At 44.9% G+C, this 20722-nt stretch carries 15 protein-coding genes; 7 read left to right on the top strand and 8 right to left on the bottom strand.

Translation table 11 applies throughout. From position 1 onward, the window contains the following. Positions 1 to 2: 2 nt before the first annotated feature. Positions 3 to 710 (bottom strand): LytR/AlgR family response regulator transcription factor, encoded by a 708-nt coding sequence (locus M1L62_RS07865; protein WP_254412483.1) that lies wholly within the window; start codon positions 708 to 710, stop codon positions 3 to 5. 183 nt (positions 711 to 893) lie between these two features. Here M1L62_RS07865 and M1L62_RS07860 point away from each other — a divergent pair, with 183 nt between their 5' ends. The 6 genes from M1L62_RS07860 (at position 894) to M1L62_RS07835 (ending at position 6654) form a co-directional block, all read left to right on the top strand. Beyond that, a complete protein-coding gene (locus M1L62_RS07860; RefSeq protein WP_254412482.1) occupies positions 894 to 1751 on the top strand; it encodes an SGNH/GDSL hydrolase family protein in 858 nt (285 codons plus the stop codon). Positions 1752 to 1759: 8 nt separating this feature from the next. Continuing rightward, positions 1760 to 2284 (top strand): Rossmann-fold NAD(P)-binding domain-containing protein, encoded by a 525-nt coding sequence (locus tag M1L62_RS07855; RefSeq protein ID WP_254412481.1) that lies wholly within the window; start codon positions 1760 to 1762, stop codon positions 2282 to 2284. Between the two features lie 21 nt (positions 2285 to 2305). Further along, a complete protein-coding gene (locus tag M1L62_RS07850) occupies positions 2306 to 2920 on the top strand; it encodes a hypothetical protein (RefSeq protein WP_254412480.1) in 615 nt (204 codons plus the stop codon). Between the two features lie 109 nt (positions 2921 to 3029). Next, positions 3030 to 4109: a hypothetical protein gene (locus M1L62_RS07845; RefSeq protein WP_254412479.1), complete on the top strand. Its 1080-nt coding sequence runs from the start codon at positions 3030 to 3032 to the stop codon at positions 4107 to 4109. 18 nt (positions 4110 to 4127) lie between these two features. Next, positions 4128 to 5675, top strand: coding sequence for a right-handed parallel beta-helix repeat-containing protein (locus M1L62_RS07840; protein ID WP_254412478.1), 1548 nt, complete (start codon positions 4128 to 4130; stop codon positions 5673 to 5675). Between the two features lie 115 nt (positions 5676 to 5790). Beyond that, entirely contained in the window at positions 5791 to 6654 is an 864-nt protein-coding gene (locus M1L62_RS07835) for a sugar phosphate isomerase/epimerase family protein (protein WP_254412477.1), read from the top strand. A 49-nt stretch (positions 6655 to 6703) separates the two neighbouring features. On the opposite strand, the gene M1L62_RS07830 is transcribed toward M1L62_RS07835, so the two are convergent. Together M1L62_RS07830 and M1L62_RS07825 are read right to left on the bottom strand one after the other, a co-directional pair. Beyond that, positions 6704 to 8371, bottom strand: a complete 1668-nt coding sequence (locus M1L62_RS07830; protein ID WP_254412476.1) for a cellulase family glycosylhydrolase — start codon at positions 8369 to 8371, stop codon at positions 6704 to 6706. Positions 8372 to 8497: 126 nt separating this feature from the next. Continuing rightward, positions 8498 to 9910, bottom strand: a complete 1413-nt coding sequence (locus tag M1L62_RS07825) for a glycoside hydrolase family 30 protein (RefSeq protein ID WP_254412475.1) — start codon at positions 9908 to 9910, stop codon at positions 8498 to 8500. A gap of 239 nt (positions 9911 to 10149) precedes the next feature. Here M1L62_RS07825 and M1L62_RS07820 point away from each other — a divergent pair, with 239 nt between their 5' ends. Continuing rightward, positions 10150 to 13089 (top strand): ligand-binding sensor domain-containing protein, encoded by a 2940-nt coding sequence (locus M1L62_RS07820; RefSeq protein WP_254412474.1) that lies wholly within the window; start codon positions 10150 to 10152, stop codon positions 13087 to 13089. Positions 13090 to 13281: 192 nt separating this feature from the next. Here the strand turns inward: M1L62_RS07820 and M1L62_RS07815 are convergent, their stop codons facing one another. The 5 genes from M1L62_RS07815 to M1L62_RS07795 all read right to left on the bottom strand — a co-directional run bounded on the left by M1L62_RS07815 (position 13282) and on the right by M1L62_RS07795 (position 20721). Continuing rightward, the gene (locus tag M1L62_RS07815; protein ID WP_254412473.1) at positions 13282 to 14811 is read right to left on the bottom strand and encodes a RagB/SusD family nutrient uptake outer membrane protein; all 1530 of its coding nucleotides are present in this window, start codon (positions 14809 to 14811) and stop codon (positions 13282 to 13284) included. Positions 14812 to 14827: 16 nt separating this feature from the next. Continuing rightward, positions 14828 to 17938 (bottom strand): SusC/RagA family TonB-linked outer membrane protein, encoded by a 3111-nt coding sequence (locus M1L62_RS07810; RefSeq protein ID WP_254412472.1) that lies wholly within the window; start codon positions 17936 to 17938, stop codon positions 14828 to 14830. 414 nt (positions 17939 to 18352) lie between these two features. Continuing rightward, on the bottom strand, positions 18353 to 18949 hold the full coding sequence (locus M1L62_RS07805) for an OmpH/Skp family outer membrane protein (RefSeq protein WP_254412471.1): 597 nt from the start codon (positions 18947 to 18949) through the stop codon (positions 18353 to 18355). A gap of 124 nt (positions 18950 to 19073) precedes the next feature. Then, a complete protein-coding gene (locus M1L62_RS07800; RefSeq protein WP_254412470.1) occupies positions 19074 to 19586 on the bottom strand; it encodes a molybdopterin-dependent oxidoreductase in 513 nt (170 codons plus the stop codon). A 1-nt stretch (position 19587) separates the two neighbouring features. Further along, complete coding sequence (locus tag M1L62_RS07795; protein WP_254412469.1) at positions 19588 to 20721, bottom strand: cytochrome-c peroxidase; 1134 nt, start codon at positions 20719 to 20721, stop codon at positions 19588 to 19590. Between the last annotated feature and the right edge of the window lies 1 nt (position 20722).

Genomic DNA, 20722 nt, shown 5'->3' with positions numbered 1-20722 from the left:
CTTTATTTTAAATGCACCAAAACGTCTTTATAACTCCGTCCCACCGGCAAAGTATAATCCTGGATGAAAACCTGCTGCGGCGTGATCTTGTCTATGTAATGACGCTGCACGGCGTAACTGCGATGGATGCGGACGAAGGAATTGAATGCCGATTCGAGCAGCAGGTTACCTATGGACGATAACACGCAGTGTTTTTTGGTGGTTGTTACAATTCTGGTATAATCTTTCAACGCTTCCAGATACACAATATCATGCAGGTTAATCTTGATCTGATCGTGTCCGTCCTTGATAAAAACAGTGCTGCCGCCGAGGCTGTAATCAAACAAAGAAGCTTTGTGCCTGATCTCAAAATAATTTTGCAGTCGCGTCATGCAAAGGTCAAAACGCTCCTTTTTTAAGGGTTTTACCAGAAAATCGAAGGCTTCTGCATCAAAACTTTCGGCGGCGTAATCCGGGTAGGCCGTGATAAAAATGCACACGGGAATATCCATCATCTGCCCACGAAAATCCAATCCGTTCAAATCAGGCATATCAATGTCGGTCAGCAGCACGTCGATGTGTTTGTGCTGAATTTTTTCAAACGCTTCCACTGCGGACGAAAAGCTGCCGGAGATATTCAGAAAAGGGTATTTTCTTGCAAAAGACAGCGCGGTGAGCCGGTCTATTTCATTGTCGTCGATGATGACGCATTGGTAAGCTGGAACATTCATGTTTGGCGTATAAAATCCTTTTCTGGCTGAATCAAAAATAATCTATTTTTTGACAATTGAGGAGGAATTTCCGTGTAATTGAGTTACCGGTCTATTTAAAACGTCGTTCGTCTATTTCCGATTGAAGCAGGGCTTCCCTAAGCATAATTTTGAATAAGTATTTATCTCAAAGCCAGACGTTTTATGAAAAAGCTTTTCTTTCTCACACTATTGATTGGATTGCTGTCGTGCTCCAAGTCAAACAATGACCCCGGACCTGACGATCCGGGTAATACATCCACAGACCCTGTAACGGTCGAGCCATCTTCGGAAATTGGAAAAGGGCAGCCGGGTGTGGTTGGTTTGAGCGGTATTGATGCCTGGGATAAACTTCCGGCTTCTGAAAAAAACAGGATAAAAGGATGGAATACCATCTTCATGCACCAGTCGGTGGGTGGTGACCTGGAAGACGGTGCGGAAGCCAATGGTTTTAAATTTGAATATTTTGACCTGTCATCAGCACCGAAAGGACTCTGCGGCAATGTGTTCAGTGTTTCAAATGGTGATCCGGTGGGCAAAATGGCGGAGTTTAAAAAGAACGCGCTGGCACATAAGTCGGTGCTGAAAATTGCAGTCTTCAAATTCGGTTATGCCGATATCAACGATGGAAACATCGAGCAGGTGAAAACTGCCTACAAACAAATGGTCGATGAGCTTCGTGGGCAAATTCCCAATCTGAGGTTCATTCATATCACACCGCCTCTGATTTACATTGTGACAAAAGATGATGGTAACGCGGCAAAAATGGCTGTGGCGCAATGGATGAAGGACACCTTCAAAGATAAGGATGTGATTTATGAACTGGAAGAGATTGAGTCAAACAACGGAAGCTGCAAGCTTGGGAATGTCCTTCGAATTTGTGATGAAAACCGTTCAACAGCCGGTTGTTCGAGCAAAAACCAGGGCGTAGATGCAGCAGAAGGGCAGGGACACCTCTGTGAAAAGGCAGCCGGCCGTATCAGCAAGGCATTTTTAATGAGTATTTATAACGCAGGTAAATAAACAAAATCATGAAAAAGCTAATTTCTTTTTTGGTACTTTCGAGCATCATGTTTCTCAGTGGAGGAGCTGGTTGCAGCGAGAAAAATGAAGATCCGACTCCAGACAATTTTTTAAGTATGCTGGGCAAATGGAGGCTGGAAAAGTATGTGTTAACGAGAGAATTGACGGATGGAAGTGAAAAAGTATCTTTATGGCATGCAAAAGATCATGCGGTAAATATTGTCTGGGATTTCAAAAGCGACGGTGTTTTTAAGGCATCATACGGAAGCAAGGAGTTACCAGGGAACTGGGATTTGAAAGTGCAGAAAGGTAACGCCGAGATTATTAACAATGCTATACTTACGCTTAGCGGTCAGGCTGCCAAAGAGGCAGCCCAGACGGTTTCCAATAAGGATATATTGGTGGGCAAGCTGACCGCTGCCAGCGATATTAGTGGTACGTATTTTATAATTACTTACGATGTAGATGTTTCGCTAGGTTATACAACCGATGGGAAAAAAATAACGATTTCTTATACTTACAGGAAAATATAAATCCGCTAAAACAGTCGCACGATGGACACGCAGAAAGTACGGTTTTCATGGGTCTGGATTCTCCTTTTACTGGCCGGATTTAGCTGGGGTGTTTACGAGTGTAAATATTATTACAGCAAATGGTCCGACTATCGTGACCGTCCCTGGGCATACAGCCGTGAGGAGCATGCGAAGCTGCTGGTCGGGCATTGGGAGGGTAGCTTCCGGGATCCTGATAATATTGCAAAAACTATAAAACTGGAAATTTTCGAACCGGTGACCGAAGAAGAAAGAAAGGCCAAAGCCAGTAAACGTAGCAGACGCAGGGGAGGTATCCGGCATAAGGATAAACGAGGTTTTGATGGCATTGCAACAGTTACCAGCAAACTGGGAGTTGAGGAATATGAAATTTACGGCGCTGTGGAAAAGGACGATGATCATCAACTGCATTTTAGTTTCAGAGTTGAAGACGAAACGAAGCGGGTCCTGCCAAATTTTACTTTGCTGGAAGCACAAAAAGGGAAGTGGCTGGAAGATAACCTCACGCTGACCTTAACATTTGGTTACAACAAAGCAGACGGGTCCAGTTTTTCAAGCAGTGCAGATCCAAGGCATAGCAAAGTTGTTGCTGTAACGCTCGGCAGACGAGGGAAATAACAACGCTTTATCCATTTCAAGTCATCGGGGCCATTTTGGTCTCCTGAATGCCTGTGCTTTAAGTTTAAAAACGACAAAAAATACATCACCAACAGGACCAATTTTTGTTATGAAAACGATCATCGATTTATACAAACCCGGCAATTTTTCTTTGAGAGTAAAATGCTGCTGTCTGATTTTGATTGGATTAATATCTTGTTCGAAGGATGAAGAACAGGAAACAGTCCCGGATGTGGTCACTGCCTGCCGGCTTCTGAAAGTTAGTTATTCAACGATCGGCGCGGGGTACCTGAGCAATGACTATACGGCCACAAGCGAATACAATGCTGAAAACCAATTGTTTCGTGTCGTGAACAATACAAAAGCCAAGGCCAACAACGGAAGTGAAACCAATAATGTCTCCACAATTACTTACGAGTACGACGCGAATGGTTTTGTGACCAACGAAAAGAAGGACGCCAATGAAAACAATGCGACCCGCACAGAGAACAATTCTTCTACTGTTCAGTACGGTTACAAGGATGGGAAACTGGTGACGGAGAGTCGGGTTAGCATTTACAAAACCACTTATAAGGATTCTGGAAAAACAGAGACATATACGTACAACGAGCTGTTAACCTTCGAATATGATTCAAATGGCAGGCTTTCGAAGTTGATCAGCAAGAACACTTCTTCGTCGGGAGGGCAGTCCGTTTCTACGCGTCTTTACAGCAACGGGAAAATCACCCGGATTCTTTACCAGGGCGGCAGCGATCCTGAGGAGGATTATTACACGATTTCTGACGGGAAGATCATTCAGTATAAAAACGGCGATAACCTGCAAATTTATAAATACGACGGACAGAACCGCCTGGTAAAAACGGAGGCCTGGAGCGCCGGAAAACTTACTTCGTATATTGATCAAGGTTATGATAATCAGAAAGTGCCGGTGGAAACGAGCCCCGAGTTGTTTTTCAAAGGTTGGCCAAGAGAGAAAATTTTAACGGGTGAGTATGGGAATGTATCAAACAACATCACGTCGGTGAAAATCAGTACGGTGAAGGCAACCGGCACTACCGAGGATGCCAATTATTCTTTCCGGTATGAGTTCAATAGCCGGGGCATTCCGGTGAAAGCAGCATTATCCGGTACTTATTCGGGCAGGTCTCTTGCCGGTGAATATCGCTATGACTACATCAACTGTAACTAGTATACCTTTACACTGGCCATGAAAAAGTCACTGATCTGCCTGTTTGTCGTCGTTTTGTTCGTCCTGACGAATTGTAAAAAAACGGAACCGGAAACTGACGAATGTGCTGACGATCCGACCGCTTGCGGCTGTCCCGAGGCGCCGGTGGGGTGCGGAGAAAACGAAAATCCGGCGGGAGAGACGATCAGCGGGAAGGTTTACATTGCGCCGAACGGAAATGATAACAACGACGGCACGGAAGCGAGGCCATTCAAGACAATTCAAAAAGCCGCTGACGCAGCGGATCCGAAGGGGTTGGAAATCATTTTACGAAATGGGACCTATGAAAGCAAAGAAATCCGGTTCAGGACTTCAAACCTTACTATTCATTCTTATCCGGGCGAGTGGGCGGTTATCAAGGCGGTTATCGGCATAGAAGATATTGCAAGCTGCCTGTGGTTTAGCGAACCTTCTATAAAAAACGTGACGCTGGAAAATCTGGAAATTATTGGCGGGTATTATTACGGACTGAAATTTGAGAGCAACTGGGACGACGCCCGCTCGGTACCTTTTGACAAACGTTTCGGGGTATCCAATGTCACCGTGAAAAATTGCAGGATTCATGACACGGGCCGGGATTGTATCAAGATCACACCGGGTTGCAAGGATATCAAAATCATAAACTGCGAGATTTACCGGTCAGGTGTAGGGCCTGCGAATGTAGAGGCGCAAAATGCCGAAGGGATTGATAACGTTAACGGCGATAATATGCTCGTTCGGGGTTGTTATTTTCATGATATAGCCACCAACGGTTTGTATGCAAAAGGCGGGGCGCAGAACTGCATTTTCGAAAACAATCTGATTGTGAATTGTGGGGAACTGGGCATGGCAGCAGGTTTTCTGGATACGGATGAGGAATGGTTTAACCTGGCTGCCAACCCGAATTATCAGGAAAGTTTTGACATAATCATCAGGAACAACATCGTGGTTAACGCAAAATGGGGAGGCGTGGGGCTTTTTGCGGCGGTTGGCGCAAAAGTTTACAACAATACTTTTGTGAATACAGGAGCAGAAACTTTTTCTCCCCTGCATATCAGCGCTGGCGAAATTTATACCAGTAATGCAGCCACTCCCAAAAGTCCGCCTTGTAAGGACCTGAGTATTATGAACAATATTTTTATTCAGTCTGCGGGTTCCGATCGCCCGATGATTCACCTGCGTGGTATGAACGATAATGCCGCGCCACCGCTGGCAGGTACGAATGTGATTGACTACAATATTTACTTTAAAACAGGAAAACCGGCCGTGTATCAAAATCGTGATGTCGAAGAAATGACTTTTGCGGCCTGGAAAACATCGACAAAATTTGATACACACAGCATGGAAACAGATCCGAAATTGGAGAGTAATTATCATCTCAAATCCGGAAGTCCGGCCATAAAAGCGGGAGTGGTTACCGATATTATCAGTATTGATTATGATGGCAACAACCGCAGCGGGAAACCTGACATCGGTGCGGATGAAATGGGCGAAGTTGCCTTAACCACACCTCCGGCGTCGGGTACAACAGGGACGGGGATAAAGTAAAAGGATGTTTGACGGTTCAAAATTTAATTCAATCTTTGACAGGGCAATTACGTTGTTCTATCGTCAATTGGAATATTCTGATCCTGAAATTTGTAAACTAACTTATCCTTTTACCATGAAGATCAAACACCTGACTTTCCTTGCGCTGGCTTTTGCTTTCGGTAACGAAAGTCTTTATGCACAAAAAAAAGGCAAACCCTTATTTCCCGAGCAACCGGGGATGGTCTCTTACACGTTCAGAAACAGCCTTGGCAAAAATACCGCGGCCACGCTGGATACGTTGAAGACGTTGGGTATCAAGGATATGGAGTTTTCTAGTTTGTTTGGAAAAACAGCGGCAGATCTTCGCAAATTGCTGGACGAAAGAGGAATTAAGTGTTCATCGTTTGGGGTAGGTTATGCGGACGCACTGAATAAAACGCAGGAAGTCGGCCAAAATGCGAAAGCTCTGGGAGCCAGTTTTGTACGTGTAGCCTGGGTGCCTCATACAGGGCCTTTTACACTGGAAGCGGCTGAAAAAACAGTAGCGGATTTCAACAAAATAGGCAAGCAGCTGAAAGAAGAATTCGGCCTTACTTTTTGTTACCACAACCACGGTTATGAATTTGAAAAACACGGCGATGGGACACTGATGGATTACATTATCCAAAAAACCGATCCGAAGTATGTAAGTTTTGAGCTGGATATGTTATGGGCGTTTTTCCCTGGCCAGGACCCGGCAGCGCTTATTGAAAAATATCCGGGTCGTTTCAAATTGGTGCACATGAAAGACCTCAAAAAAGGTGTGAAGGGTAATTTGTCAGGCGGAACACCGGTTGAAAATGATGTAGCCCTTGGGACGGGACAACTTGATATCCCAACGATTTTAAGAGCAGCGAAAAAATCGTCGATTAAGCATTTTTATATCGAAGACGAAAGCCCGAGTTATGCAACGCAGGTGCCGCAAACCATCGCATACCTGAAAAGCCTCACGTATTAAAAATCGAAAAGGTCCGCCTGTTTTCAAAGAAACAAGCGGACCTTTTGATTTATTTATCAGAGACTTCTATTTCTTTGAAGGTAAAGCCGCCCTTTTCTGCGACTACTTTCAATACGTTTGAGCCTTTTGCCAAACTGACATTTTTGATCTCAACCGTTTGCCAGGTTTCTTCTCCTCCCGTTTGCGGCACGGGTAGTTTGGCTACGGGTTTTTCATTGACTAAAAATGCGATCACGCCGTCTTTATTTTCTGCACTTACTTTAAGCTTTATAATAAAGGTTTTTTTGCTTTTAGCCTTAACAGAGTATTTCAGCCATTCGCCATCTTCAAAGCTGAAAACATAAGGCTCCCCATTTGTATCTGCCCGGATATCCACGCCATCATTCCGATAGGTATTACCCCGGTTTCCTCTGGTGTTAACGCCTGGAGTGTAATGATAACTGGCCGTATCTCTGTCGAAATAGGCCTGCCGTTGCGGACCCAGATCAAAATCCGTTGCCTTGATAATGGCCGATTTCGTGATGGTAACCGGCTTGAATGGTTTTGTCGTTTTCGAGTGAATTTGCCGGAACATCGCGTCAGTCACGTCGTGGTGGTAAATGTTATTTTCCAGTTTAAGGTTTTCAAGCAATTCGTCCAATATTTTTTGCGCTTCCGCAGCTGTTGGCTTTTCGCCCTTTTTCGACCAGTAGTTGACGAGTTTCTGATAACCTTCGGGTTGTTTTATTTCAAGCGGGTTATTTATTCCCATTTTTTTGTTCTGCCACCAGGCCCAGCCGATGTCGTTGGACTCAACCAGACCGATGGCCTCGGTAAACCAGTTGTTGCTGTTCTCGCCGGATTCGCCCAGCCAAAGCGGGACATTATTTTTAGCGCTAAGATCCAGGAAGTTCTGAATCGCTTTCGTCTCATTGAAGTTTCCGTATTTATGAAAACTCAGCACCGTGTTGTTATCCCAAAGCGGTAAAACGCCCCGGTAATTGTTTCCAAACCCGTTTCCCTCAATGATGATGATGTGTTTTTGATCTACTTCACGAATGGCTTTGGTGATATCCATCATGAGTTTGCGGAGTGGTTCGTTTTTGTTTTCAGCCGTTCCACGAAAATCTTCCTTGCTTTCAAAACCCCAGTTAGGCTCGTTGATGATATCATACCCGCCGATCCAAGGCTCATCTTTATAACGTTCGGCGAGTTTGCGCCACAAGGCAATGGTTTTTTGCTGATTCTCCTCACTTTCCCAGAGCGAAGGTTTGGCAGGATCCCGATCCGAAATCGCCAGGTCATTTCCTTGTCCGCCGGGTGTGGCATGCAGATCCAGGATCAGGTACATTTTATTCGCTTTACACCAGGCAAGCAAACTGTCCGTCATTTCAAAACCTTTGGAAAGCCAGGTATTTTGCCCTTTTACCTTTTCTTTTTCAACCGGCAGCGTGTAAAGATTGTAGTGCATCGGCAGCCTTATGGAATTGAATCCCCAGGCAGCCATGGAATCAATATCGATTTTGCGGGTGTGGTTCGCAAGCCATTTTTCGTAAAAAAGATCAGTCTCTTTGGGGCCGATCAGGTCGCTGATACTTTCCTTGATCCGGTATTGCTGCCCGAGAAATCCCAGTTTATACATATATCCTTCCTGCAATTGCCAGCCACCCAGGCCCATGCCGCGCAGGATCACTTTCTGATTTTTGTCGTCGACGATCAGTTTGCCATTGGTTTTCAAAATCCCTGTCCCTGAGCAGAAAGGACAGAGAGGAATATCAGTAAGCCTGATGAAAGAATTCGCAGTTGTTTCATGAATGTCAATTGGGCGCTAAAAAGTTTATAAGAGGTGACGATTAATGGAATTTTACCAGACATAAGTGCCCACAGAGCCGGGCTTCAATGTTGATCCGGCAACCTTTTTACCGTCCCTGAACGTGAAACTTTGTGTGGTATCTGTATCATTCAATACGATCAATACCTTTTTGCCATCCGGTGTTTTAAAGGCCACATTTGGGAGCTTATCAAGATAGTTCGAGGCGATTCTGACAGAACCCGGACGGACAAATTTGGAAGCATGAGCAACCACATAATAAGCCGGGTTGCGCGTAACCTGATCCTGATCAATCGTAATTCCGCCCAGACATTTGTTGCACCCGCCGCGATCTGTAAAAGGTTTGTATTCAGGATCTGAGGACAAATTCCATTCAAGCACTGTCCGGCTCCAGTTGCGTGTCGAGCCTATGGTCAGCTTCTTGATGTGATCAGGAAAGTCTTTCGCCAGATTCCCCGGTCCTCCCATCCATTGCTCCGTGAAATAAAGATTTTTATCGGGATGCGCCTTGTGTACTTCTGAAAGGGCTTCAATTTTCCCCCCATACAAGTGAAACGCAGAACCGTCGATGTACTTTTTTGCTTCCGGGTCATCGAGAATCGAAATCGGATAATCGGGCCTGTCGGCGTTGTGGTCGTAGATGATAATTTTTGTATCAATTTCCGCAGATTTAAATGCCGGTCCCAGGTTATTTTTTACAAATACTGCCTGATCTTTTGCCAGCATCAGTAAACTTGGATTGTTTCCCGGATGCAGTGGTTCGTTCTGAACGGTGATAGCGTCAATCCGGATGCCTTCTTTTTTCATCTCCTGAATGTAACGGACAAGATAGTTTGCATAAGCTCCATAAAACTCGGGTTTCAGGCTGCCGCCTCGTGTATCGTTATTATCTTTCATCCAGACGGGCGGAGACCATGGCGAACCAAGGATTTTAATCTTGGAATTTATAGCCAGAATTTCCCTCAGGACCGGGATCACATCTTTTTTGTCCGGTCCCAGATCAAATTGTTTGAGGTCAGTATCGGTTTGTCCGCCGGGTAAATCGTTGTATGAAAAAACGGTCTCATTCAAATCGGAAGCACCGATGCTCACGCGCAGATAACTGATCCCTATATTATTCCCTTCGACGGAAAAGAGCTCTTTCAAAAGTGCAGCTCTGCTTTGTGCGCGCATCTTAATAAGGTGTGAGGCACTTCCGCCAGTCAAGGTGAAGCCAAATCCGTCGATCTGCTGATATTTTTCTTTCTCGTTAATTTCAATAACAAGCCCTGCATCTGCTTTTTTAACAAACACAGGACCTGTTTTTTGCTTCTCAAATAAAGCCGATCCGTCCGTGTTGGTGAGCCAGAACGAAATTCCTTTTTGAGACTGGGCATTACAAAAATTAAAACTGAAAAGAGAAAGGGTTAGGAATAGTAATTTCAAACTCGCGTAGCGGTTATTCATAATGGCGTATTTTTTTCGTGAATGTGTTGAAATGACGCGTTTAGCGCAGAAAATTAATAGTGACAAACTTCGAAAATAATGTAATATATTGCGACTCCAAAGGTAAGCGGACCTGCACAGGTGAACTAATTAGCTACTACTACATTATTACTACAACACCCAATACATTGCATATTAAAGGCATTAAAGCACTGCATCACTACGTCATTCCATCATTGAGACTACAACAATTGCCAAGAATGAGAAGTGTAATTTTTTTATTTGTTTTTATCCTGTCGGTGAATCTCGTTTCAGGGCAGAATTCGATCGGTCTTCCCGAAGTTGTAAATTACACAAAACAACATTATAAAGGCGGAACTCAGAACTGGGCAATTCGTCAGGACAAGAACGGGATCATGTATTTTGCCAACAATGAAGGTCTTTTAACCTTCGATGGTATATACTGGCGGGTATATCCGTTACCCAATAAAACCAAAATCCGGTCGCTTGAAATGGGTACGGACAATCGGATTTATATCGGTGCGGAAAACGAGTTCGGGTATTTTTCCCCGGACGACAGCGGTACGCTGGTTTATGTTTCACTAAAAAAACTGGTACAGAAAAAAGACGAAGGTTTCGCCGATGTCTGGAATGTCGTGGAACTGGACGGGAAAATATTTTTCAGGGCTTCGAACCGGATTTTCCTTTATGAAAACAACACCATCACAACCTATAATCCAAATTCTACCTGGCGGTACATGGGTGCAAACGGCAAATTACTGATTGCCCAGGATGCGAGCAGCGGACTTTTAAAGTTTAATAACGGAAGATGGGAAGTTTTACCCGGTCAGAATCTACTTCCGGCTGATTATCTTGGGACTGCGATTGTCCCTTACGGAAAAAATACCTCCTTGCTGGTGACGCTGGATCATGGCATTTATATTTTGGGAGAGGATAAAGTTGCCAAACTGGAATCAGCCTTTATCAGTAAAATTACGAAGGAGAGAATTTACACCGCGACGCGCGTCAGCGATGACCTGATAGCCTTGTGTACGCAGCAGGGCGGCTGTTATACGATCAATAACAAGGGTGATTTTGTTTACCGTTTCAATAAAGCGGACGGGCTGCAAAACAATAATGTCCTGAGTGTTTTTCGGGATAAGGACCGGAATTTGTGGCTTGGGCTTGATAGTGGAATTGATTTTATTGCCAACAGCAATGCGATTAAAAATGTGTATCCGGCGATGTCCAAAGAGGGCGGGGGATATGCTTCTGCAATTTTTGAAAACAGGTTATATATCGGGACATCCATCGGTTTGTTTTACGCTGGGGTTGGTAAATTTGATGATCTGAGTCTGGTGAAAGGTGATTTTTCCTTTGTTCAGAATTCCAACGGGCAGGTATGGGGCTTGTCGGAAATCAATGGCAAGCTGCTGATGGCGCACCACGACGGGATTTTTCAGATTGAAGGCGCATTGGCTAAACCGATCATAAAACGTAACGGCTTTTGGGGATTTTTGCCTTTGTCGAGGATTTTCCCCGTATCTCATGTAGCCGTAGGAACCTATAACGGTATCGATTTTCTGAAATATGAGAACGGAAGTTTTCGTCAGTCTGGGCATGTGGCCAATTTTGACATTGCGGCCCGTTTTTTGTGCACAGATGCAAGAGATGAGCACGTGATCTGGACATCCCATCCTTACCGCGGTGTTTTTAAAATCACAACGGATGGTAAAGAAAAGGGCACTTCACGGTTGTATTCTGCCAAAGACGGCTTACCCTTATCGCTCAATAACAAGTTTATATACAAGATAAAAAATAAGGTACTGGTTACGACGGAAAAAGGTATTTATGAATACGATGAGCAGAGCGATCGTTTTCGCGAATCCGTTTTTTACAAAAATATCTTCAAAGGGATCTGGGTTTCACATCTGAAAGAGGACCAGGCGGGCAATATATGGTTTGTGCGGGATAAACAGCTGGGGGTGGTCGATATAACGGGAGTCAAACCACGGATTACTTACATTCCTGAATTGAATCATAAACTGGTTTCCGGCTTCGAGTACATTCATCCGATTGATAAGAATAACATTCTGTTGGGGGCGGAAAGGGGCTTTTATCATATCAATTTTGAAAAATATAAACAGAACAAAAACAATCTGGAAGTTCGGATTAGGACGGTCAGGGCCATCGGAAATTCGGATTCGCTGCTTTTCGGTGGATATTTCGGAGAAGTAAATGAAGTGAAAAAGCAGTCGGATAAGCAGGAGCTCCGTATCGATTATGGCCTGAATTCACTTCGTTTTGAATTTTCTTCGGCTTTGTACAGCCAGCAGTCCAACATTGAATACGCTTATTTTCTTCAGGGTTTTGATCATGCCTGGTCGGGCTGGTCGGGCAAGGGAGAAAAGGAATATACAAACCTGCCTGCCGGGACTTATGTTTTTCAGGTGAAGGCCAGAAATAATTTTGGTAATGAGTCCGCCGTATCTGCTTATCATTTGATTGTTTTGCCTCCCTGGTATCAGAGCATGTGGGCTTACATGGTTTACGGGCTCATGCTATTGGCACTCGGTTATGTCTATTATTTATGGCAGGAAAAACGGTTTGCCGCGCAGCAGCAAAAGTACCAGCAGGAGCAAAAAAGACTTCAATATCTTCACCAGCTGGAAATTGAAAAGAGCGAGAAGGAGATTATTAAATTGAACAATGAAAAACTGGAAGCAGAAATAACGCATAAAAACACGGATCTGGCGACTTCGGCGATGCACCTTGTTCAGAAATCAGAACTTCTGTCAAAGCTGAAAACTGACCTGACGCGAATCCTTAAAAACTCAGAAGACGAACAGGTGAGCGAGGAAGTCAAAAAGATGATCAAGGTGGTGAGTGAGGAAAATAAGGTAGATAAAGACTGGGGACAATTTTCAAAACATTTTGATAGCGTCCACAGTAATTTCCTGATTTCTTTGAAAGAAAAATACCCAAACCTTACGGCCACTGAATTGAAAATGAGTGCTTATCTCCGGATGAACCTTTCGAGCAAGGAAATTGCTCAGCTGATGAATATTTCGCTGCGCGGGGTTGAGGTAAGCCGTTATCGTTTGCGTAAAAAATTGCAGCTACCGACAGAAATCAATATGTTCAATTACTTTCTTGGATTTCATGTCGACGAATCAAAAGATAAAAGCCCGGACCAATAAAGGTTCCGGGCTTTTGTTCAGGATGTTAGGTTAATAATACTTTTGGCTGTCGGCTGTCGGCAATCGGGTAAGGGTGTGGCGATTGACCATTGACGAATGACGATTGACCATGACTATTGCCGATTGATTGCGGAGCATTGACTTTGGACTGTCAATTGCGGAAAGCCGACTGCCGAAAGCTGACCGCCGAAGTTATTTCGTTCCTCCCCATTCTTTGCTTTGCTGGATTTTGGTGTTTTCCATTTCCAGGAGCGGAATCGGCAGGATTTCATTTTTGCCGGCAACAAATCCTTTGGATTTTAGCACCGTCGGCGCATCACCCCAGCGAACAAGATCCATCCAGCGGTGGCCTTCACCGGCAAGTTCAAGACGTCTTTCCTTTTTGATATTTTCAAAAGTTGCTTCAACGGGTTTCAGGCCAACACGGGCGCGGACTGCGTTAAGCAAGGCTGCTGCTCTGCTCAAATCCCCGCTTCCGCGTACCAACGCTTCTGCTTCAAGCAGATAAGTATCGGCCAGACGGGTATCGTACATATTTTGCGGGAAGTTCAACTCCGGCGTTCCGGCTCCTGTCCAGCGGTTTGAGGTTCTCCCTGCAAATTTTTCAAGGAAGTAACCGGTGTTCTGATATCCTTTTTCGTAGGTCACCAGACCAGCTTTTTCAAGGCTGTCAAGGTTGGCGATGGTCGCCTGGTTACGCGGATCGAAGTGGATTGCGTTGAACAAATCAGGTGTTACAGGTAAAAAGCTCCATCCCGACACATAATCCGGTGCCGTTGTTGATTTGCGGTTATAACCACGAGGCCCCGTGATGATGTTCATGATATTTCCTTCGGTGCAGGAAACGCAGCTCCATGTTCCGGCAGACGTGTTGGTGTAAGAAATCTCAAAAATAGACTCATTGTTGAATTTATTGCTTGTTTTGAACAGGTCGGAGAAGTTAGGCAAAAGTTTGTACCCGTAAGCATTTGTCCCGCCTGGTGTTCCGTTCACTTTTGCAAGCTCCTGGGCCGCTTGTGCAAATTTCTTCTGGTATAAATAAACCTTTCCCAAAATCGCGTGTGCTGCTCCCTGGCCCGCACGTCCGCCTTCGGTTGCCGTATTGATCGTCACAGGAAGATCTGCAATGGATTCGGTAAGGTCCTTCTCGATTTGAGCATAAACTTCTTCCGGAGTAGCCTGCAACACGTCATACATCGCGCTAGTTTCTACCGGAACCGTGAACAGAGGAACATTTTTAAAGAGACGCACGAGCTCGAAGTAGAAATAACCGCGGAGGAATTTGGCCTCTGCCGTATATCTCTTTTTAAGCGTTTCGTCCATAGGAACGTTCGGAAGTTTTTGCAAAATGGAGTTGGCGCGGAACACACCTGAAAATCCTTTTCTCCATAGTTCGCCCTGCGGACCGGTTGTTGGATTAAGCGTGTAGTTGGATATCACCTGAAAATCCATGATGTCACTCGGACCGCCACCGCCTGCAAAATGATCATCGGAAGCCGCGTTCATGGTTGCAATCGTGGTTACGTAGCCGTTGCCCTGCCAGCCTACTACGTCGTAAGCGGCCACAATACCGTTAAAAGCTTCTTCCTGGTTGCGGTAATAATTTGCTTCCAGATTTAGTCCTTTGGGTTTAACTTCCAGGAAACTCTCGGAGCAGGAAAGTTGCATTCCGGCTGTAATTGCCAGAATAATAAGGTTTTTGCTATATTTAATTTTCATCATTTTCTTATTAACAATATTAGAAGCCAATGTTCAAACCAACCATGAATGAGCGAGCCTGAGGATAGATACCTTTGTCGATACTCAAAACACTGCCGCCGATTTCAGGATCATAACCCGAGTATTTTGTCAGTGTAAACAGGTTTTGGCTCATCACATAAATACGTGCTTTTTTCATCGCGATTTTGCTGATCAGTGCAGTAGGCAGGGAATAACCCAGCTGTAACGTTTTCATTCTGAAGAAATCTCCTTTTTCAAGGTAGAAACTTGACGGGTTCTGGAAATTCTTGTTCGGATCTCCGTTTACAATGCGCGGATAATCGTTGGAAGTACCCGGGCCGGTCCAGCGGTTAAGGGCGTCAGACTGCCAGTTTGCGTTGGCTATATCCAGACGGCGAAGTCCCTGGAAAATCTGATTTCCCGCAACACCTTGTCCGAAAATTACCAGGTCAAAACCTTTGTAACCTACATTGATTGTTAATCCGTATGAATATTTTGGGGTTGGGTTACCTATGAACGTACGGTCTGTTTCTGTGATCGTCCCGTCACCATTAAGGTCTTCCCAGCGGAAATCTCCCGGTTTTGCGTTCGGCTGTATTTTTTTGCCATCCTTGCTCACGTGGGCATTAACTTCTTCCTGAGTCTGGAAAATACCGGTTTGTTTGTAGCCGTAAAACGAGTTTATTGCATAACCAACCTGTGTTCTTGTGATAGGAGGGGCGCCCTGAAAACTTGCACCACCCGACAGATATTCAACGCCGTTTCCTAGGTTGGTCACTTTGTTTTTGATGTAAGACACGTTTCCGTTGACAGAAAAATCAACCTGTCCGATTCTTTTGCGGTAGCCCAGTTCAAGTTCAATCCCTTTGTTTTCCATATCGGCAATGTTGGCAGCCGGGTTTGAGATCGCGCCTACGTAACCCGGGATACGTGGATTTTGCAGGATATCTTTTGTCGCTTTTTTGAACCACTCAACGGTCAGGTTGATGTTTTGGAACAATGTCGCGTCAATACCGATGTTTGTCTGGCTGGTTTGCTCCCATTTCAAATCGGGGTTGGCTGGTGCATTGGGGCTATACCCGATGATGTAACTTCCTGAATTTCCGATGGTGTAATTTCTGCCGCTTCCGATAGTTGACAGGTAAGCAAAATCACCGATTCCGTCGTTACCAACCACACCATAACCTCCGCGCAGTTTCAGGAAGTTCAGCGCATTGTTTGTCGGGATAAAGTTTTCACGTGTCAGCACCCAGCCCAAAGAGAAAGATGGGAAAACACCATACTTATGGTTGGCACCGAAACGTGAGGAGCCGTCTCTTCTCACCAATGCCTGTACAAGATATTTTTCGTTGTAGTTATAGTTTAATCTTGCAAAAAGAGAGCTCACCGTGTGCAGCGCGCCTTCAGAGCCGTCGGAACTGCGCTGATCTGCCGGAACTTTAAAGTTTAGCGAAGCGTCTTGGAAATTGTCTGCCGGAACGTTAAAGAAGGTCACACTCGTCATCGTTGTGTTATTGTCTTTGTATGCCCCCTGGCCCAATAATACATTCACATTGTGCAGACCGAAGTCGCGTGTGTAAGAAACCGTGTTTTCCAGGTTATAGTCGATGCGGCGGTTGTTGCTTCTGTTGAAATTGGTTTGAGACGTAACCGAAGCCGCATTCAGCCAGGATACCGGCGTGAAACTCTCGTTACCCCAGAAAGAAAGTTTGCCACCCAGCGTAGTTTTCAAAACCAGACCTTTGATCGGCTCAGCCTGTAAATAGGTATTGCCGACGATGTTGTCGCTCCAACTGTAATTGCCTAACCGTGTTTTAATATACGCAAGCGGATTGCTCATTTCCTGACCTACCGCAGAGGAGATGCCATAGGGATTACCATTTTCGTCACGCACAATTCCCTTGTTGGTATACGGTGCTGCATTGGCAATGGCAGGATCTGTAATCACCGCCGGTGTGATCGGGTCAAGGTTGATCGCTGAACTTAACGGACCGCCAAATTCGCTGTTGGTGTTGCCAAGCCCGACGGATTTGTCGTGGGAGTAACCCAGGTTTTGACCAAAAGTAAGCCACTTCGCAATTTTGTGTTCAGAGTTCAGGCGGATGCTTGTTCTTTTATATTTAGAAATCGGCGTTGCTACAATTCCATCCTGGTTCAGTTGCCCGAATGACAGGTAAAACGTTGATTTTTCGTTACCACCACTGACACTTAATTCGTGATTCTGACGTTTTGCACTGTTATTGAAAATCAATGATTGCCAGTCAGTGCCTTTTCCAAATGATGATGGATTGGCATACACCGCGGGCTGACCAGCTGCCAGTGCTGCTTCGTTTCTGATTGTCGCATATTGCGTTGCATCCAACAGATCCAGTTTCCGGGCAGGAGCCGAAGTTCCGAGGAAACCGTTGTAGTTAACTCTGATTCCGCCTGCTTTTCCTTTTTTTGTGGTTACCAAAATAACCCCTGCTGCCGCTCTGGCACCATAAATGGCCTGTGAAGCCGCATCTTTCAAAACTTCGATGGATTCGATATCGGATTGATTAAGAAAACCAATGCCACCGTTATCCACCACCACTCCGTCAACTACCCAAAGTGGATTGTTATTGTTGAGTGTAGTCACACCACGTACACGCACGGTTGCGGCTGAGCCCGGCTGGCCTGAGTTGGAAGCGATGGTAAGCCCCGAGGTTCTGCCCTGCAAAGCTTCTTCCAGACGGCTGATCGGCATCGTTTCAAGATCGGCACCTTTTACGCTCGAAATCGCGCCGGTTACCACGCTCTTCTTTTGTACTCCGTATCCGACAATCACCACTTCGTTCAAATTATCGGCAGATTCTACAAGATCAAAATTGATCTCGGTTTTGCTTCCCACTGTCACTTTCTGGCTGATCATGCCGATGAAACTTGCAACCAGTACCGTACCTGGCTGTGCGTCGATCGAATAGTTTCCAGAAGCGTCAGTAATTGTGGCATAGGTGGTGCCTTCTACTACTACGGTTGCTCCAACCAGCGCCTCATTACCGGATTTGACCGCGACTCTTCCCTTCACCTTCTGGCCCTGGGCAAGTACCGATTCCAGTACCCCGAATAGCAATAAGGCACTACATAATAGTACAATTTTTCTTCTCATAATGTTAGGCTTGATTTTTGATGTTCCGGCAAATGTTATTTGCCCAATAATTTATTGAAATAATAATACTATTGTATTGATGGCAAAGGTAGAAGGCCGGGGATCAACCTTAAATTATTAGGTTACTACATTACTACCTCATATTGCTCAAATGAAACAAAATCAAGAAAAAATTACCCCTACATTACTACTACATTGCTATAATGTCACCCATAATTTACAGTGATAACGATGGATATGCTGAACAAATCGGGTAAGGAAATGGATTATTTTTAAAAATCAGGTAAGTACAGGATGGTTGTCGTTGGGCAGAGGGGGTAGGGCAGGTGGGCTATAAAAATAATCCTAAAACAGCGAGGGAAAGCAGTGATGACTTTCCCTTGCTGTTGCTGAAAAAATGATCTGTGAAGGTATTTACTTTTGTTTGAGCATTTGCGGAATCCCGATTTTCCGGGTAGATGCGGAGGCATCGTTGATACCCAGATTTTTCATAATTTCCGAAGAAAGGTTGGAGGTGGAGTCGCGGGCGTAAAGTACAATGGGCCAGAAATCACCGCCGTCCGGATTAAGGTCCATTCTCAAAACATAAGAATAACCTTTTTGCCTTCCTGCAAATACGATCGCTTCACTGACTTTTTGCTTGATGGGCGTAAATTTTTTGCTGTAATAATCTCTTAATTCCGACATGGCGTTGGTTTCAAAATCTTCATACGATTTTTTCAGGTTTTCAAGTTCGGCCAGTTTATCCCGCAGAATGGTCTGTTCCGATTTTGCCGCGGCCAGTTTTTCCAGCGCCGCGGACTTGGCCTCATATTCATCGTATTTGCCTTTGAGCACCTTTTCATACTGCTGACTTTTCAGGGTGATTTCCTGATTCAGTTTTTTGAATTCGGGCATATTTTCGATGATCAACTGCTGATCTACATAACCGATTTTGTCACGGTTTTCCTGAGCCAATACCGACTTGAAACTAAACGAAAGAGCAATGAAAAGAACAGTCAAGTGTTTCATAATGATTTATTTGGATAGGTGTAACATAAAATCCAAACGTCCTCATGAAATTTCTATTGTCTTAAAAAATGTTAAATAACTAAGTTTTTAGTCGATTTATTTTTTGAATGGTTTTTAACTGATTTCAGTCTTTTGCAAAGGCCACTTTGATGGACCGTACTTCGCGTATCCATCGCGCCGGTTTTTTATCGTTGGGCGTGATAATCCTGAACGGTCCTTCACCGGCCGGAAGTGGCTGCCCGTCTTTTTCTATGGCAAGTATAATGACCTGACTGGCGAATTCGGGATCGATTTCAGCGAGAGAGTAGATAACTTCATAACCATCAGCTGCTTTGATCAGCACATATTTGGCAAGATTTTCGCCGCGTAATTTACTACCCGTCGTTACGCCGGCTTTTTCAAGCAGTTCAATCAGGGCAACGCCCTTGAATTCGTGCTCTTTACCGTCGCGGTCTTTTACTTTTTGACTTACCTGTTTGAAAGCTGAAAGCTTCTGTAATGTAAGATCCAGCGGTGTCGTGACTTCGCCTGTAATGGTCAGTGTACTTGTGTTTTGGGAAAATCCGGAAACGGATAAACCCAATGAGAACAGAAGAAGCCAGAGAGAAATCCGGACGTGAAGAGTAAATCGTGACATGTTATTGAGATTTTAAGGTTAAATGCGGATTTGAAAATTCAGGATTCGTGATGAATGCAGAGTCGGTCAGCATCGACAAAAATGAAATGATATCTGTTTTTTCGCTTTTTGTCAGCATCAGCTTTTTGCCATTTGTCTCGTTGGAAACATCTCTCAGAAAACTGCTGAGGGTGGCACTTTCGAGGATATGTTCGTTGTAGTGATCCAGAACCTGTTCGATACGCTGAAAACGGCCGTCGTGCATGTATGGGGCGGTCAGCATGATGTTTCTGAGAGTTGGTACCCGGAACCGGCCCTTATCTTCTACCTGATTTGTAAAATTTTGCCGGCCGTTGTCAGAAAAAGTACTGTCAAGGCCGTTGTTATGAAACAATTCCTTAAACGTTTTCACGCCGCCATGGCAATGTTCGCAGTTGGCGCCGCGTATCAGTTTTTGCGGGTTGGGTGCATTCTGGAAAAGGGCCATGCCGCGTAATTCCTGGGCTGTGGGTGGGTAAGTTCCGGCCAGATAGCGGTCATACCTGGAATCCGAGGAGATCAGGGTCCGTTCAAATTGTGCCAGGGCTTTTAAAATATAATCGCGGGTAATGATATCACTGCCAAACGCGGCTTTGAATAACGGTGGATAAAGAGCCGTTTGCCGCAATTTGGCAACGGATTCTGTAAGCGGTTGCCCCATTTCATGCACATTGGTCAGCGGAAAAGCGGCCTGCTGTTCCAGATTCGGGGAGCGGCCGTCCCAGAAGAAATTGCGCACCCATAACAGATTGGCCAGCGACATTGCACTTCGCGTAGTAAGCGATCCGTCAGCGCCCTGGCTTAACGCCTTTCCGTCGGTAAAGGCAAGCTTTTGTAAATGGCAACTTTCGCAGGAAATGGAATTTCCGGCAGATAATTTTTTTTCGTAAAACAGAAGTCTGCCGAGATAAACACCTTCCTTGGTTATTGGGTTATCTTCCGGAATGGTGTAGCGACCACCGAAGTTGGCAGGATAACGAAGTGTGTATGGTGTCGGCTTTTGGTTTTCGAAAGAATGGGTAAGTCCGCAAAACAGAAAAAAGCATGCCATCAGGCCGGTAAAAAACCAGCCTGATGGATATGTTCTGAATTTTGTCCGTTTAAAACCTCTTCTCATT

Source organism: Dyadobacter diqingensis (assembly GCF_024220585.1).
GTDB lineage: Bacteria > Bacteroidota > Bacteroidia > Cytophagales > Spirosomataceae > Dyadobacter > Dyadobacter diqingensis.
Note: the sequence above shows the minus strand (reverse complement) of the source record. Positions and strands in the feature narration are given on the sequence as shown.